The organism is Cognatishimia sp. MH4019 (genome assembly GCF_020177595.1).
Classification (GTDB): Bacteria; Pseudomonadota; Alphaproteobacteria; order Rhodobacterales; family Rhodobacteraceae; genus JAHTBL01.
The window spans coordinates 206,457-220,535 of the sequence record NZ_JAHTBL010000006.1; the positions used below are offsets into that span (position 1 = coordinate 206,457).

Here is a 14,079-nt window from a genome sequence, read left to right on the forward strand (position 1 = left end):
ATATTGTCAGATTGCTTCAGCCTTGATTAACTCTTTCCTGGCGGCGGCGTCAGATCGCCCGAAACATCAGGGAGCCACATGGCTTTAGACACATCCAGCGACGCGTATGTCGAGTTTGACCGCGTCCAGAAAAGCTATGACGGGGAAATCCTCGTTGTAAAAGATCTTAACCTTGCGATGCCAAAGGGCGAGTTTCTGACGATGCTCGGGCCGTCTGGCTCTGGCAAGACGACCTGTCTGATGATGCTTGCCGGGTTCGAAACGGCGACGCATGGCGAAATCCGGCTCGACGGGCGCGAGATCAACAATATCCCTCCGCATAAGCGCGGCATCGGGATGGTGTTTCAGAATTACGCGCTGTTCCCGCATATGACGGTGAACGAAAACCTCTCCTTCCCGCTGGAAGTGCGTGGAATGGGCAAGGATGAGCGCGAGGCCAAAGTCGCGCGGGCGCTCGATATGGTGCAGATGGGCGAGTTCGGAAACCGTCGCCCCGCGCAGCTTTCCGGCGGTCAGCAGCAACGCATCGCCTTGGCCCGTGCGCTGGTCTTTGATCCGTCGCTGGTGCTGATGGATGAACCGCTGGGGGCTCTTGATAAGCAACTGCGCGAGCATATGCAGTATGAAATCAAGCACTTGCATGAAAATTTGGGGATCACGGTTGTTTACGTGACCCATGACCAGTCCGAGGCATTGACCATGTCGGACCGCGTGGCGGTCTTTAACGACGGGCGCATTCAGCAACTGGCCCCGCCGGATGATCTTTATGAGCGGCCCGACAACAGTTTTGTGGCTCAGTTCATCGGCGAGAACAACAAACTGACCGGGACTGTCAAAAGCAAGATGGGCGACGCGGTGCAGGTTGAACTGCCCGGCGGTGCCACCACCGAAGCCTTGGCGGTCAATGCAGGCGAGGTCGGTTCAAAAACGCTGATCTCGGTGCGGCCCGAACGCATCGAAGTCGCAACGGATGGCCCCAATGCCACCGACGCGCAAGTGAAAGAACTGATTTATCTGGGCGACCACATCCGGTGTCGCCTGAATGTGCACGGCAATGACGATTTCATCGTCAAAGTGCCAAACAGCGCGGGACACACGCATCTGAAAGTGGGCGAGACGACGAAAGTGTCGTGGGCCACAGAAGACGCGCGGGCGCTGGATCCACTCTAAGAACCCGGTGTTAAATCGGGCTTAAACCTAATCATCAACGGGAGAAACTGATGAAAAAGACACTTATTATGACAACCGCCCTTCTGGGCACAGCTTTCGCAGCCAACGCACAGGAAGTCACTGTGATGTCTTGGGGCGGCGCTTACACCAAGTCTCAGGTCGAGGCCTATCATAAGCCGTTCACGGCTGAGATGGGCATTACTGTGAACTCGGTCGATGCGGATAACCCAGCCACGCCGATCAAGGCGCAGGTGGAAGCAGGCAACGTGACTGTGGATGTGGCTGACGTGGAATATTCCGACGCTGTACGCTTGTGCGACGAAGGTCTGCTGGTCGAGCTGGATCACTCCATGCTGCCGGACGCACCTGATGGCACGCCTGCGGCTGAGGACTTTATCGAAGGCGCTCTGACCGATTGCGCAGTGGCCAATATCGTTTGGTCCACCGTCATGGCCTACAACACCGAAAACAACGAGAACGCGCCGGACAGCATTGACGATTTCTTCAATCTGGCGGACTTCCCAGGCAAGCGTGGCCTGCGCAAAAACGCCAAAGCCAACCTTGAGATGGCACTGATGGCGGACGGTGTTCCGGCGGATGAAGTCTATGCGATGTTGGAGACCGATGAAGGTGTGGACAAGGCGTTTGCCAAACTCGACACCATCAAGGACGAGGTCGTCTGGTGGGAAGCCGGCGCACAACCACCGCAGCTTCTGGCCGACGGTGAGGTCGTGATGTCGACCGCTTACAACGGTCGTATCTTCAACGCTGCCGTTGGCGAAGGCCAACCGTTCGAGATCGTCTGGGACGGTCAGATCCTCGACTTCGATCTGTTCGTGATCCCGCAGGGCGCGCCGAACATGGAAGAAGCCAAGAAGTTCATCGCCTTTGCGACCGACACTCAGCGTCTGGCAGATCAGGCGAGCTGGATCAGCTATGGTCCGGCGCGTCAATCTTCGGGTGCGCTGGTTGGTTTGTATTCCGACGGCAAGACCGAGATGGCGCCGCACATGCCGACGGCTGAGGCCAATCTGGAGAACGCGTTGGTTAACAACTTCGAGTTCTGGGCCGACCGCGATACAGAGCTGAACGAGCGTTTCAACGCTTGGTTGGCACAGTAAACGGACAGAGGGCGGGCTTTCGGGCCCGCCCTTTTTCTTCATTCGAGGACGCGGATGCCCAAAGCATATCTTATCGGTCACATCACGGTGACGAGCCCTACCGACTACGCCGAATATGTGCGGCTCGACACGCCGATTATCGAGGCGGCTGGCGGGCGATTTCTGGTGCGAGGGGGCGAGACGGAAGTGCTGGAAGGCAACTTCAAAGAGCGCCATGTGGTGGTCGAGTTTCCTGATATGGCTGCCGCTCGCGCGTTCTATTTGTCACCGGCTTATCAACGTGTTGCACAAATCCGATTTGAGAACGCCGACAGCGATATGCTGATCGTCGAGGGAGTGGCCTGATGGCAGATGCAACCATGGGATCGGCCCCGGTTTCGGACGCGCCGGAACGACTGACGACCGTAGACGGCAAACCGTTGAAAGCCGCGCTTATGGCCGCCGAGGCAAAAGCCCGGCGTCGCGCTTTTTTCCTCGTTTTGCCCTTGCTGGCCTTTGTGCTGGTGACGTTTGTCGCGCCGATTGGGCAGATGCTGCACCGGTCTGTCCACAACCCCGGCTTTACCGAGCACACCGATCTGTCCGACGGCACCCAGACCGAGATTATGGTTAACCTGCGCGCGTGGTTTGATGCCAATCCGCCGGGCACCGAGCCCGATGAGGCGGCTTATGCTGCGCTGACTGCCGATTTTGTGGTGTTGCGCGAGCTGCGCGCCCAAGGCGCTGTTGGCACGCGTATCAACTACGAAGCCCCCGGAACGCGATCGCTTTTCACCAAGACCGCAAGGCGCGCAGAGCGGTTGGAAGCGCCGTTCAAAGAGGCGATCCTTGATGTGGACGAGGATTGGGCCGACCCGAAGCTCTGGCAGGTGATGCGGGATGCGTCTTCGGCCTATACGATCAATTTCTACCTTGCCGCCGTCGATTTGGAGAAGAATGAGACGGGCGAGATTGTTTCAGTAAACGAGAACCGGCAGGTCTATGTGCTGCTTTTTCAACGCACGTTGATCCTGTCGCTGTTGATTACGTTCTTGACCTTTATGCTGGGCTTTCCCATCGCCCATCTCTTGGCGACGCTGCCGCTCAAATACTCCAACATTCTGATGATTTTCGTATTGCTGCCGTTCTGGACATCGCTTCTGGTGCGCACGACCAGTTGGATTGTTTTGCTGCAATCCCAAGGGGTTGTGAACGATACGCTGGTGGCAAGCGGTCTGGTGGCCGACGAAAGCCGCATCCAGATGATCTATAATCAGACCGGCACAATTGTGGCGATGACGCATATTCTGTTGCCGTTCATGGTGCTGCCTCTGTATTCGGTGATGCGGCCTATTAACCCGTCTTATGTCCGCGCCGCGCGCTCGCTTGGTGCCACCAGCTGGACGGCCTTTCGCCGCATCTATTTCCCTCAAACGGTGCCGGGGATCGGGGCAGGGGCCTTGCTCGTTTTCATCCTCGCGGTCGGCTATTACATCACGCCCGCGCTGGTTGGCGGTTCGGACGGTCAGCTGATCTCGAACCTGATCGCATTTCACATGACACGCTCGTTGAATTGGTCGTTGGCTGCGGCCTTGGCGGCACTGCTGCTGTTCGGGGTTTTGATCTTGTATTGGCTCTACGACCGGTTGGTCGGCATCGACAACCTGAAGCTGGGATAGAGATATGGCACTTCCGAAACACGCCTCCCCGCTCGAAAAGATCTGGCATTATTGCTATTTGGTGATCTGTGGACTGATCTTCTTGTTCCTGATCGCGCCGATCCTGATTGTGATCCCGCTGAGCTTCAACGCCGAGCCGTATTTCACGTTCACCGAGAAGATGTTGTCCTTCGATCCGACCGGCTATTCCATGCGCTGGTATGATCTGCTGTTAACTTTCGGGATGCAAGCTCCGGACGTGCCGCGGGACGGGTCGTGGTGGTCGGATGCTTGGCAGAATGCGGCTTGGGTTCAGGCGGCCAAAAACTCGGTCATCATTGGATTTTTCTCGACCATTCTGGCGACAGTTTTGGGCACATTGGCCGCTCTGGGCCTCTCGCGGCCCGAGATGCCCTACCGCCGCGCGATCATGGCAATCCTGATCTCGCCAATGATCGTGCCGATCATCATCGTGGCGACGGGAATGTTCTTTTTTTACAGCCAGGTGGGCCTCGCAAATACCTATATCGGGATCATCATGGCCCATGCGACGCTGGGCATTCCGTTTGTGATCATCACGGTGACGGCGACGCTGGTGGGCTTTGACCATTCGCTGACACGCGCTGCGGCGAACCTTGGGGCGACTCCGACAACGACGTTTTTCAAGATCATCATGCCGCTGATCCTGCCTGGTGTGATTTCCGGCGCGCTCTTCGCCTTTGTCACAAGTTTTGACGAGGTGGTTGTGGTCCTGTTCGTGGCCGATTTCGACCAACAGACGATCCCGCGTCAGATGTGGAATGGGATACGTGAGCAGATCAGCCCGGCGATTCTGTCGGTGGCGACGATTTTGGTGATTGTGTCGATTGCGCTGCTAACCACGGTTGAGTTGTTGCGGCGGCGTTCGGACCGGCTGCGGGGAATTTCGCAGAGCTAGGGAAGCAGGCTGAGCCAGACCCAGACCGTGCCGACAGACAGCGCGGTTGCCATCAGGACCGAGGACGCGGCGACGCGTTTGGCGACCCCGTACATATTGGCGAAAATGTAAGTGTTGATGCCGGGGGCCATGGCCGCAGTCAACACGGCTGACCGAAATGCGTCGCGGTCTAGGTCAAGCGCGGTTCCAACGGTCCAAGTAATCGCGGGATGCAGGATCAGCGAGGCGCAGATCACAAAGCCGATGGTGCGCAGATCGCCTTCGGGGCGGTATTGGACAAGGACACCTCCGAGGCCAAAAAGCGCGGCTGGCAGGGCTGCGCGAGCCATGAGGTTGACGGCATCAGTGACGACCATGGGCAGTGTGATGCCTGAGAGGTTGACGGCAAAGCCAAGGCCAATGCCAAGGATAAGCGCATTGCGAAACATCGCTTTGAGAACTTGCGGCACTAAGGCTGCGCCTGTTTTGTCGGCCTTTACGATCTCCATCACGGTGATGCCAAGGCCGTAGGCGAAGGGCGAATGGATAGCGATGATCGCGTAATTGCCGGCAAGGGCATCGGCCCCGTAGGCGCGCTCGGTGATGGGCAGGCCAAGCAGGACGGAGTTGGAGAAGAGGCAGCAAAATCCGATCGCGACGCAATCAGCCCATGGCCGTTTAAAGATCAGGCGGGCGCCAAAGATGCCCGCTAAAAAGCTGAGCGTGGCGCCAGTGTAGAAGGAGAGGAGCAGACGCCAGTCAAACTCTTGTCCCAGATCGAGTGTTGAGATGGCAGCGAAGAGCAAGCAGGGGATCGCGAAGTTCTGGGTGAATTTCATCAGCCCGTCGACATGGGCTTGAGAGAAATACCCGCGCCAGACTGCCAGATATCCAGCTCCGATCAGCAAGAAAACCGGTAGGATGACGTTAAGCAGCGCCTGCATCAGAGCGCTTGTGTGATCGTCATCATGTCGTAAGCCGGTGTGACATGGTCGGGCGTTTCAGCGTCCAGTGTCGCGTAGTCGAGGTCGATATGCATGTTGGTCAGAACAGCGCGCTTCGGTACGATCCGGGCGATGTAGTCCATCGTCTTTTCAAGATGCAGATGGGTTGGATGCGGCGAGCGGCGCAACGCGTCGATGATGAGCGTGTCGAGGCCGGTCAGCTTCTCCCATGCGTTGGGGAAAAGGTCGGCGACGTCGGGGAGATAGGCAAGGTCTCCGACCCGAAACCCAAGCGCGTCCATCATGCCGTGGTTGGCGTAGAACGGGGTGAGGGTGACAGGGCCGCCCGCGCCGTCGATGATAACGTCGCCGTCGATTGTATTCATCTCGCAGATCGGCGGATAGTTGGAGCCTTCGGGCTGGATGAAGGCATATCCAAAGCGGGCGTAGAGGTCTTTTTGTGTGGCCTCATCGGCCCAGACGTTCAGGCGGGCACGCATGTTATAGACGATCATGCGGATGTCATCGAGGCCGTGGACATGATCGGCGTGGGAATGGGTGTAGACGACGGCGTCCAGCTCTCCGACGCCTGCGTCCAGAAGCTGGCTGCGCATGTCTGGAGAGGTGTCGATCAGGATGCGGGTTGTGCCGTCGGGGCCGTCTTGCTCGATCAGCATCGAACAGCGGCGGCGGCGGTTTTTCGGGTTATTCGGATCGCAATCGCCCCAATTGCCGCCCAAACGTGGGACGCCGCCGGAGGAGCCACAGCCAAGGATCGTAAACCGGCGCATCAGCTCGCCGCTTTCGTAAAGAGGCGGTCGAAATTGGCCGAGGTTTGGACCGCGAAATCGGCGTAGTCCATGCCGAAGACCTCGGCGCCCACGCGTGCAGTGTGGGCGGTATAGCTCGGCTCGTTACGCTTGCCGCGATGGGGCGGGGGCGCAAGGTAGGGCGCGTCTGTTTCGACCAGAATGCGGTCGATTGGGGCGGCGGTGAATATATCGCGGACCTCTTGTGATTTGGGGAAGGTCGCGATGCCGGACATTGACAGATAGAAGCCAAGGTCGAGGGCGGTTTCAGCCAGTTCGCGGGTGCTAGAGTAGCAGTGCATGACGCATGTGAACGGAGCAGCGGCGTGTTCGTCGGTGAGGATCCGCGCCATGTCGTCATCCGCCGCGCGCGCGTGGATGATAAGCGGGAGTGCCGTTTGGCGGGCCGCCTCAATATGAATGAGCAGAGATTCCTTTTGGATATCAGCGCTTTCAGCAGTGTAATGATAGTCGAGGCCCGTCTCTCCAATTCCGACGAATTTTGGGTGATCGGCGAGTGTCACGAGGTCTTCGACAGCAATCAAAGGTTCGGAAGCGGCGGACATCGGATGGGTGCCAGCAGCGTAGAAGACGCCCTCATATTTCTCGGCAATCGCGCGCGCAGTAGGCTCCGCGCGCAGCTTGGTGCAGATCGTCACCATACGTGTCACGCCGGCCTCGCGTGCGCGGGTGATAATGGCGTCGCGGTCGTCCTCGAAATCGGGGAAATCAAGGTGGCAATGGCTGTCAACGATATGCGGAAGGGTCATGCAGCACCTTGAGGGGCCGCAAGTTTCGCGGCGGTTTGATCAATCTTCAGGACCATATCTAGAATGAGCGATGAGGGGTCAAGGTTCACGGCGCGGCCATGGCGGGCGCGGGCGCTGAGGTCTTGCTGGAGCGCAGCCCAATGGCGGGCGGCATGGGGGCTGGGCGCGAGTTTCGATAGCACCGCGGGCTCCGCGTCATTGGCCGGAACAGGCGGCATCATCGCACCGGTTCGGGCCACGCGGGCGAGAAAGAGATCAATGAGCATGAGCATCAGATCAAAGCGCGCGGCATTCGTGCGCCCGGCGGCGCTGTCGGCCAGCTTCAGAGCGTGGGCGCGGTTCATGTTGGGGCAGGTGGCAAACAGGTTCACAAGATCGGCGTAGAGCTTCACCCCGTCGAGAGTAAGAAGGGTGATCGCCTCTCCAACGGAGCCACCAGCGAGGGTTGCAAGGGCGGCCGCTTGGGTGCCGTCTTGGCCAGCCTGAGTAAGGGCTTGGGCCACTTGATCCGGGGCGAGAGGGGCGAGGCGCAGCTCGCGGCACCGCGACCGGATCGTGGGCAAGAGGCGCGAGGGTTGATGGCTGATCAGTAGGAGCGTCGTGTCTTTCGGGGGCTCTTCGAGCAGTTTGAGAAGCGCATTGGCGGCGTTTACGTTCATCTCGTCGGCGGCGTCCACGATCACGACACGGTGGCCGCCATCGGTGGAGGATAGCGCGAAAAACCCTTTGAGCTTGCGCACTTCGTCAACTGTGATGTCCTGTTTGAGCCGCTTGAGCTTTTCGTCATAGGGGCGTTTGAGGACAAACAGGCCCGGTTCAGACCCGGCCATCATGCGGCGCGCGACCGGGTGCTCGGCGTCGATATCGAGGGTGGTTGGCGGCGGCGGCGCGCCGAACGAACCATCATCCTGCGCAGGCGGGGTTGCGATCAGAAACCGTGCGATTTGCCAGGCGAGGGTGGCTTTGCCGACACCTTTCGGGCCGGTGATCAGCCAGCCGTGGTGCAACCGATCAGAGCTGTAGGCGGTCAGAAATGCGTCGCGCGCGGCGTTCTGCCCAATCAGCTGCACCGTCTCGCGCGGATGCGGCGCGCCGTCGAGACGGTCGGGCTGGGGGAAATCGTCGTCGCTCATGAGGTGGTGTGTAGCACGCTCCGGATCGTCTGGGCCACCACCTCTGGCGTGTCGTTTCCGTCAATCAGGCGGATGCGATCCGGGCTTTCGCTTTGCAGCGCAGCAAAGCCCGCGCGCAGCTTTTCCTGAAAGGCCAGGCCAAGATCTTCGAAGCGATCTTCACCACTGGCGCGGGCCAAGCCGCGGTGCAGGGCAATAGACGGATCCATGTCGATCACGAAGGTCAGATCCGGCTCGCGCCCGATCATCAGCGCGTGCAACTGGTCGACGACGGCGCGCAGATCACCGCGCGCGGCTCCTTGGTAAACACGGGTGCTGTCGGCGAAGCGGTCGCAGATCACGGTTTTGCCAGCCTCAAGCGCAGGCAAAATTGTCTTTTCAAGGTGATCGCGGCGGGCGGCTGTGAAGAGCAGGAGTTCCGTCTCGCCAGACCAGCGGTCCGGATCGCCTTCTACCAGAAGCCTGCGAATTTCCTCAGCCCCCGCAGAGCCGCCCGGTTCGCGGGTCAGCACGACATCAATGCCATCCGCTTTAAGATCGGCGGCTAAGCGCTTGGCCTGGGTGGATTTTCCCGAACCGTCGATACCCTCAAACGTAATGAAGCGCGCGGTCACAGACTACATCGTGCCTTGGGTCGAGATGCCCGCATAGTCGCGCAGCAACACCGTGACAGCAGCGCGTAGACGGGGCATAACACCGCCCCGCGCAATAGCGCGATCAGCCACAAGAGGATGGCGCGTTTCCGGCAGGCCTTCGACCTCGACCACCAGTTCGCCAAGCTGTTGGCCAGCTTCGATCGGCGCCTCGATCGGGCCGTTGAACTCGGCGAATGCATTCACCGTGTTTGCACCGACGACCGGAACCAAAAGGGACAGATCGTCCTGAACGGTCAGGCCAACGGTCGTCTGATTGCCCATCCAGACATCGGCCTGGGTGATGAGCGTGCCGCTGGTGGCAACCTCTTTCTCAACGAATTGGCGGAAGGCCCAAGTGGTGATTTTCTCGGCCTCTTCAGCGCGCGCGGCTACGGTATCAAGCCCGGTGATCACGAAGATCACGCGCCGATCGCCCTGCTTGGCAGAGCCGACAAGGCCGTAACCTGCTTCCTGAGTATGGCCGGTTTTCAGACCATCCGCACCAATGCCGAGACCCAGAAGTGGGTTGCGATTGCGCTTGTTCTGCGGCGCGCGACCATCAAAAAGGAACTCACGCTCGGCAAAGAGCGGATAGTAGGTCGGGTAATCCGTGATCAGGCGGTCGGCGAGTATCGCAAGGTCTTCCATCGACATGCGATGCCCGGCTTGCGGCCAGCCGGTAGAGTTGGTGAAGGTCGAGTTCATCATCCCCATTTCCTCGGCCCGCGCGGTCATCATGCGGGCAAACCCGGCCTCGGTTCCGTCCGGGCTGAGCGCTTCGGCCAGCACGATGCAGGCGTCATTGCCCGACAGTACGATGATACCGCGGATCAGATCCTCGACCGTGACGCGATCGCGGGTGTTCAGGAACATGGTAGAGCCGCCCAGATCCATCGCGCGTTGTGATACGGGAAGGGTTTCATCCAGCGTAAGGCGTCCGTCCGCGACGGCTTCGAAGGTCATGTAAAGCGTCATCAGCTTCGACATGGAGGCGGGAGGCAAGGGTTCTTTGGCGTTCTTGTTCAGCAAGACCGTGCCAGTGGTCTGATCCAGCACGAATGCCGCGCTGGCGCGGGTGTCAAAGGCGGCGACCTGAAAGGCCGTAATGAGCAAAGCAGTGACAGAGAGGAGCAGCGTTTTCATGTCAGATTCCCGTCAATTGGTGACGAAATAGGCGTCGTTGAAGCCTTTTTCCTTTACCTTATTCAACAATGTGGCCCGCTCAGCGCTGTTGCCGGCAGGGCCCACGATGACCCGCCAGAACGTTTTACCGGAGGAGGTCGATTGCTTGATGATCGGCACGATTCCAGCCGTGCGCATGGACGCAGCGGTGTTCTTGGCGTTCTGCTCGACCGAGAAAATACCTATCTGAATGAAGGGCTTGGCGAGCGAACTTGATGTTGGGCGCGGGGCAGGTGTGGGCGCGGGGGCTGCCGCAGCGGCGGCTTGTGTTCCAGTGCTTTCGGCGGCCTCAATCGCGGCGGCTGCGCCTGCAATCGGATCAAGCTCGGAGGCTTCGATTTGTGCTGGCGCGTTCAGACCGTCTTCGGTGGGGGCCTCGACCGGATCGGGTGCTTCTTCAACCGTTTCGCGGCGCAGAGCAACAACGCTGATACGTTGTGGCTGGCCTGCCAGCAATCCGATCTCGGCTGCGGCGTCAGAGGAGACCTGAACACGCGGTCCCGGTGTCTCGCGTTCTTTGCGGAACAACGCGCCGATGACGAATTGATCGGTTGCCTCGTTGCGGATGATCACACGTTCGGGGTCCTTGACGTCAGGATGCGCGACCCAGACACCGCCAAGCGACGGGCGGCCGTCCCATAATCCGGCCTCGGAGACGGAAAAGACATCGGGTGCTTCCACATCCCGCTCGACCATACGGCTTGTGCCAGTTGCGGCAGGTGCGCTGCCATCACTGGCGGCGGCGCTTTGCTTAAATGGGTTGGTGAAGCCCTGTCCGTCCTCACATGCGGCGACCAGAACAAGTGCCGCCCCCACAAGGATCGTCCGTTTGAGAGTTCCTGTCGTCATACCGGTGCCCCATGACTGCTCTGACGTGATTGGGCAAGCGCCCTGCCTGTTGATGCGCGGGTTTCCTCCCACGCTTTGGCGGCATCTTAACGGTGGCATTGCGTTTTGGGAAGTCTGTCGGCAGTTGGGCGGCAAAAATCCCCGTGAACTGCGCGCCCGATCTGCCCGGCATAAAACGATCTTTCAGAATCGCACTTGCGGCGGTAGGGCTATGCGACCGCGGAGGTTTGGCAGAGTGGTCGAATGCACCGGTCTTGAAAACCGGCGGGCGTGAAAGCGTCCCCAGGGTTCGAATCCCTGAGCCTCCGCCAACTTATAACTTGCTGATTTGATCAGATCGCCCTGAGTGTTGTGAAACTTGATGTTTTTGGTCCAGTCCAGGGAACTGGCGGAAAGCCTTGGGGCTGGGCATCACGGCGATGGGAACCGGATTTCCCATGTAGTGGACCCACCCGACGGACGGCGCCGGATCGTTCGTGTTGTTGTCAAAAGCCAGAAAAATAAGAAGGGCGCATCTTTGCGCACGAACTTCGTTTGGCGCGTGGGATATTGTCACGATCAACCAAGCGCGGGAACGGGCGCTCGAATATCGCCGCATGGCCAGGCAGGGTGTGAACTCGCCATCGTAAGATCCTTGTTTTTGATGAATTCGCCCAACAGGTTCATGTTGAGCGGAATAGAACGGGTCAAGAACACCGTGCCCCGCTGACAGATGAGGTTTGTCGATCATTGGCCGTTCACAGCGCTGCAATCTGACTAAGTCCTTGAGGGCAGGGAGCCAGTCAATAACTGCGGATACCAAGTAGACATCCAGAAAACGGAAATGGACTATCTAAGGAGAATTGACGGCAAGAAGTACCGTCTCGGGGCGCTAAGCACAGACACTTCAAATCAAAATTCAACGCAAAGCTTCGCCAATACTTGAGCATATCCAATCCCCGTAAGCACCCGAGCCGGACACCGATGGTGCCGACTAAAGCCAGACTAAAACGATCTGGGGCTACAGCACCTGCGGCACTACTGAATGCTACTCACGAGTACATCATTAAACTGCTTCGGGCATTCCAGATGAACTGCATGCGCGCAATTTGGAATAACGGAGAGGCTGGTTTGCGGGATGGTCTTCCACAGTTTATCGATTTGTGGCCACGTATAAGTACGGTCGCGATCACCCCAGATCAAAAGGGTGCTGCAACTGAGATCAGGAAGCGCATCGTGACCCGACCAACTTTCCATAGCATTCAGTCCGGCGAGAATGGCATTCGGCCCGGCACGCTCGGCGATAGCCGCGCAGTCTTCGTAAGCAGGAGACTCGCTACCATGCAAGAACCAGGTGGCAGCAATACGCCGTGCCGTCGCCTTTGCTCCTTCTGCCGTGGCGCGGGCTTTGCTTTGCGCAATTGTCTCAAACCGGCCGGGTAGAACGCCAATGGAACCTGTTGCATAAAGGATCAGCTTTTCAATTCGATCCGGGATGCGCGTCGCAATCTCCTGTGCAATCATCCCGCCCATAGAATGGCCGAGCAAGTGAAAGCGCTGGACATCGCGGTGGTCCAGTTCGGCTATCACCCAATCGGCAAATCTACCAATTGTGGCAATCGGTGGTAGATGGGCATTTTTGCCGAACCCCGGCAGATCAAGCGCAATCGTTTCGCAGTGATCCACCAAGGCATCCGTCTGCCCGCGCCACTGTGCACTGCCGCCCATGAAGCCGTGGACAAAGACCAAAGGGATCACTTGCGCTGGCCTTGAACGATACGGTCAAGGATCATGGCACAAAAGAGAATCGCGAACCCGGCCAGGATCCCCTGTCCAACGTTGGCATATTGCAGTGCCTCCAGCACGTCTTCGCCCAGACCTTTGGCCCCGATTAAGGACGCCACCACGACCATCGCGAGTGACAGCATGATTGTCTGGTTGATCCCGGCCCGGATCGACGGGCTGGCGAGAGGTAAATCAACCCGCGTCAGCAAGTACCACTTGTTCGCACCAAAACTGATCGCAGCCTCGCGCACGCTTTCCGGCACGCCCCGTAGGCCCAGAACGGTCAACCGGACAACGTGTGTGCCCCCGAAGATCATTGTCACAACCACTGCTGCAGGTTTGCCGACACCAAAAAAGGCAATAACGGGCACCATGAAGACAAAGGCGGGCATGGTCTGCATGAAGTCCATGATCGGCTGGATAAAGGCATAGAACCGAGGACGGCGGGCTGCAAACATGCCCAGCGGGATCCCGATAGCGATCGACAAACATGCCGCTGTTCCCAAAAGGGCCAGCGTTGTCATCGCGGCCTCCCAGAAACCGAGCAGGCCCATATAGGCAAGGAATGCACCAGAATAGATCGCGGTTCGTAATCCAGCGGTCAGCCAGGTCAGCAAAACGATCAGGCTTGCGATCACGATCCAAGGCGTCTGAACAATGATGACCTCAAGCGCATCAAGCAAGGACCGGATGCCGAAAGTCAGCGCATCAAAGAACGGCCCGCTATTGCGGACACACCACGCGATGAAGTCTTCTACCCATGTCACACCGGTGAGACGGATGCTTGGGTCGGTCGGGAAGGTTTTAAGCAGCCCAAACTGCCCCGGAAAGCTATAATGCAGCATTGCAGTCGAGACGATCAGCACCATGAAAATCGCGCTGAGTGCGATGTGTTGGACTGGCATGCCGGACCGGATGCTTCGATCTGACGACCACTCGGAAAACCGCTGCTCAAGCGCCCAGTTTGCGACGATTGACTGAACGATTTTGACGCAGACCAAGAGGATAAGTCCCATGAGAACTGTCTGACGTCAGCACCAATGGGACAGTTTAGGTTGATTTGATAAGAGAGGGTTTCTGGCACATCGTAACCACCAAGGAGTGGAGATGAGACAGAAACCCGGAACACGTAAGAGCCACGGCGAGAAG

Annotated in this window: 14 protein-coding genes, 1 tRNA gene and 1 pseudogene; 6 read left to right on the forward strand and 10 right to left on the reverse strand. The window is 58.6% G+C overall.

The window, feature by feature from the left end:
* Positions 1 to 78: 78 nt before the first annotated feature.
* Genes KUW67_RS12595 through KUW67_RS12615 form a run of 5 tightly spaced genes read left to right on the forward strand, consistent with a single transcriptional unit; the run spans position 79 to position 4,865 of the window.
* Positions 79 to 1,170, forward strand: a complete 1,092-nt coding sequence (locus KUW67_RS12595) for an ABC transporter ATP-binding protein (protein WP_224825664.1) — start codon at positions 79 to 81, stop codon at positions 1,168 to 1,170.
* A 50-nt stretch (positions 1,171 to 1,220) separates the two neighbouring features.
* Complete coding sequence (locus tag KUW67_RS12600; RefSeq protein ID WP_224825665.1) at positions 1,221 to 2,291, forward strand: ABC transporter substrate-binding protein; 1,071 nt, start codon at positions 1,221 to 1,223, stop codon at positions 2,289 to 2,291.
* A gap of 54 nt (positions 2,292 to 2,345) precedes the next feature.
* On the forward strand, positions 2,346 to 2,636 hold the full coding sequence (locus tag KUW67_RS12605) for a DUF1330 domain-containing protein (RefSeq protein ID WP_224825666.1): 291 nt from the start codon (positions 2,346 to 2,348) through the stop codon (positions 2,634 to 2,636).
* On the forward strand, positions 2,636 to 3,949 hold the full coding sequence (locus KUW67_RS12610) for an ABC transporter permease (protein WP_224825667.1): 1,314 nt from the start codon (positions 2,636 to 2,638) through the stop codon (positions 3,947 to 3,949). The genes KUW67_RS12605 and KUW67_RS12610 overlap by 1 nt, the downstream gene beginning before the upstream one ends.
* 4 nt (positions 3,950 to 3,953) lie before the next feature.
* Positions 3,954 to 4,865, forward strand: coding sequence for an ABC transporter permease (locus KUW67_RS12615; protein ID WP_224825668.1), 912 nt, complete (start codon positions 3,954 to 3,956; stop codon positions 4,863 to 4,865).
* On the opposite strand, the gene KUW67_RS12620 is transcribed toward KUW67_RS12615, so the two are convergent.
* The 7 genes from KUW67_RS12620 to KUW67_RS12650 are packed head-to-tail and all read right to left on the reverse strand — an operon-like array spanning position 4,862 to position 11,166.
* The gene (locus tag KUW67_RS12620; protein WP_224825669.1) at positions 4,862 to 5,788 is read right to left on the reverse strand and encodes an AEC family transporter; all 927 of its coding nucleotides are present in this window, start codon (positions 5,786 to 5,788) and stop codon (positions 4,862 to 4,864) included. The two genes, KUW67_RS12615 and KUW67_RS12620, sit on opposite strands and share 4 nt — an antisense overlap.
* Positions 5,788 to 6,579 (reverse strand): MBL fold metallo-hydrolase, encoded by a 792-nt coding sequence (locus tag KUW67_RS12625; protein WP_224825670.1) that lies wholly within the window; start codon positions 6,577 to 6,579, stop codon positions 5,788 to 5,790. Before KUW67_RS12625 ends, KUW67_RS12620 begins: the two co-directional genes overlap by 1 nt.
* Positions 6,579 to 7,367: a TatD family hydrolase gene (locus KUW67_RS12630; RefSeq protein WP_224825671.1), complete on the reverse strand. Its 789-nt coding sequence runs from the start codon at positions 7,365 to 7,367 to the stop codon at positions 6,579 to 6,581. Before KUW67_RS12630 ends, KUW67_RS12625 begins: the two co-directional genes overlap by 1 nt.
* On the reverse strand, positions 7,364 to 8,500 hold the full coding sequence (locus KUW67_RS12635; protein ID WP_224825672.1) for a DNA polymerase III subunit delta': 1,137 nt from the start codon (positions 8,498 to 8,500) through the stop codon (positions 7,364 to 7,366). The genes KUW67_RS12630 and KUW67_RS12635 overlap by 4 nt, the downstream gene beginning before the upstream one ends.
* Positions 8,497 to 9,114, reverse strand: coding sequence for a dTMP kinase (gene tmk / locus KUW67_RS12640; RefSeq protein WP_224825673.1), 618 nt, complete (start codon positions 9,112 to 9,114; stop codon positions 8,497 to 8,499). The genes KUW67_RS12635 and tmk overlap by 4 nt, the downstream gene beginning before the upstream one ends.
* Before the next feature lie 3 nt (positions 9,115 to 9,117).
* Positions 9,118 to 10,278: a D-alanyl-D-alanine carboxypeptidase family protein gene (locus tag KUW67_RS12645; protein WP_224825674.1), complete on the reverse strand. Its 1,161-nt coding sequence runs from the start codon at positions 10,276 to 10,278 to the stop codon at positions 9,118 to 9,120.
* Positions 10,279 to 10,290: 12 nt separating this feature from the next.
* Positions 10,291 to 11,166: an SPOR domain-containing protein gene (locus KUW67_RS12650; RefSeq protein WP_224825675.1), complete on the reverse strand. Its 876-nt coding sequence runs from the start codon at positions 11,164 to 11,166 to the stop codon at positions 10,291 to 10,293.
* 221 nt (positions 11,167 to 11,387) lie between these two features.
* On the opposite strand from KUW67_RS12650, the gene KUW67_RS12655 reads away from it, so the two are divergent.
* Positions 11,388 to 11,477 (forward strand) — tRNA-Ser (locus KUW67_RS12655).
* A 2-nt stretch (positions 11,478 to 11,479) separates the two neighbouring features.
* On the opposite strand, the gene KUW67_RS18385 is transcribed toward KUW67_RS12655, so the two are convergent.
* From KUW67_RS18385 to KUW67_RS12670, 3 genes and pseudogenes are all read right to left on the reverse strand, one after another.
* A complete protein-coding gene (locus tag KUW67_RS18385) occupies positions 11,480 to 11,896 on the reverse strand; it encodes a hypothetical protein (RefSeq protein WP_255596819.1) in 417 nt (138 codons plus the stop codon).
* Positions 11,897 to 12,183: 287 nt separating this feature from the next.
* On the reverse strand, positions 12,184 to 12,903 hold the full coding sequence (locus KUW67_RS12665; protein WP_224825677.1) for an alpha/beta fold hydrolase: 720 nt from the start codon (positions 12,901 to 12,903) through the stop codon (positions 12,184 to 12,186).
* Positions 12,900 to 13,949 (reverse strand): annotated as a pseudogene (locus KUW67_RS12670) (ABC transporter permease); the annotation flags it as partial. The gene KUW67_RS12665 and the pseudogene KUW67_RS12670, both read right to left, overlap by 4 nt.
* Between the last annotated feature and the right edge of the window lie 130 nt (positions 13,950 to 14,079).

Bases quoted from the DNA above. Each gene is read 5' to 3' on its own strand.
- KUW67_RS12595 (WP_224825664.1), top strand. From the start codon at position 79: ATGGCTTTAGACACATCCAGCGACGCGTATGTCGAGTTTGACCGCGTC.
- KUW67_RS12600 (WP_224825665.1), top strand. From the start codon at position 1,221: ATGAAAAAGACACTTATTATGACAACCGCCCTTCTGGGCACAGCTTTC.
- KUW67_RS12605 (WP_224825666.1), top strand. From the start codon at position 2,346: ATGCCCAAAGCATATCTTATCGGTCACATCACGGTGACGAGCCCTACC.
- KUW67_RS12610 (WP_224825667.1), top strand. From the start codon at position 2,636: ATGGCAGATGCAACCATGGGATCGGCCCCGGTTTCGGACGCGCCGGAA.
- KUW67_RS12615 (WP_224825668.1), top strand. From the start codon at position 3,954: ATGGCACTTCCGAAACACGCCTCCCCGCTCGAAAAGATCTGGCATTAT.
- KUW67_RS12620 (WP_224825669.1), bottom strand. From the start codon at position 5,788: ATGCAGGCGCTGCTTAACGTCATCCTACCGGTTTTCTTGCTGATCGGA.
- KUW67_RS12625 (WP_224825670.1), bottom strand. From the start codon at position 6,579: ATGCGCCGGTTTACGATCCTTGGCTGTGGCTCCTCCGGCGGCGTCCCA.
- KUW67_RS12630 (WP_224825671.1), bottom strand. From the start codon at position 7,367: ATGACCCTTCCGCATATCGTTGACAGCCATTGCCACCTTGATTTCCCC.
- KUW67_RS12635 (WP_224825672.1), bottom strand. From the start codon at position 8,500: ATGAGCGACGACGATTTCCCCCAGCCCGACCGTCTCGACGGCGCGCCG.
- KUW67_RS12645 (WP_224825674.1), bottom strand. From the start codon at position 10,278: ATGAAAACGCTGCTCCTCTCTGTCACTGCTTTGCTCATTACGGCCTTT.
- KUW67_RS12650 (WP_224825675.1), bottom strand. From the start codon at position 11,166: ATGACGACAGGAACTCTCAAACGGACGATCCTTGTGGGGGCGGCACTT.
- KUW67_RS18385 (WP_255596819.1), bottom strand. From the start codon at position 11,896: ATGATCGACAAACCTCATCTGTCAGCGGGGCACGGTGTTCTTGACCCG.